We start from the raw sequence: 707 nt of genomic DNA on the forward strand, positions 1-707 counted from the left end.
TTAAATGCACAGTATATTAGAAGAAATTAGCAAAAACACAAAAGAACTAAATAAAGATTTTGATGAGAGTTTGAAAGTTTTAAAAGAGCTTTATAAAAATGGAGTGAAATTAGATGATGAGCAAGTTAAAAAAAATATATTAGAAATTTTAGGAAATGGCAATTATAAAGGCGAAAAAGGCGATACCGGAGAAGATGGAAAAAGTGCTTATGAAATTTGGCTTGGCAAAGAAGGCAATACAGGAAAAAGTGAAGATGAGTTTTTAGCTTCTTTAAAAGGCGAAGGTGTTTCCAAAGAAGAATTACAACCTATAGTGGAAGAAATTGTAAGTAATCTACCACAAAAAGATGCAGGTTTTATCACTTCTTATGAGTTGCCAAATCCTGATATAAAAGCTGAAGTTGGAACACTAATAAATTATGTTAATGAGGAAAGCTCTACTATTTATTTATGCATAAGAAATCAAGGAAAAGGTTCAGTATGGCTTGATTTGTTTTCTAAGAAAAAGTTAGCTAATGAAGAATATACAAAAATAAAATTTAAAGTCCGAACCTTATCAGGGCAATATGGTGGTTGTTTGAGTGATGTGTTATTTGCTTTTTCTAACGGCTTTGCTCATACTGTAAAACTTGATGAGAGTTTAAGCACAAATTATGATGAAGGTAATTTTATTATACAAAAAAGTGGTTTAGGTGGAACTTCTAATT

Annotated in this window: 1 pseudogene; it reads left to right on the forward strand. The window is 30.1% G+C overall.

The window, feature by feature from the left end:
• Window positions 1–70: 70 nt before the first annotated feature.
• Window positions 71–707: pseudogene (locus L8W56_RS08750) on the forward strand (hypothetical protein); the annotation flags it as partial.

It is taken from the genome of Campylobacter sp. IFREMER_LSEM_CL1085 (genome assembly GCF_025772235.1).
GTDB classification, from domain to species: Bacteria; Campylobacterota; Campylobacteria; order Campylobacterales; family Campylobacteraceae; genus Campylobacter_D; species Campylobacter_D lari_D.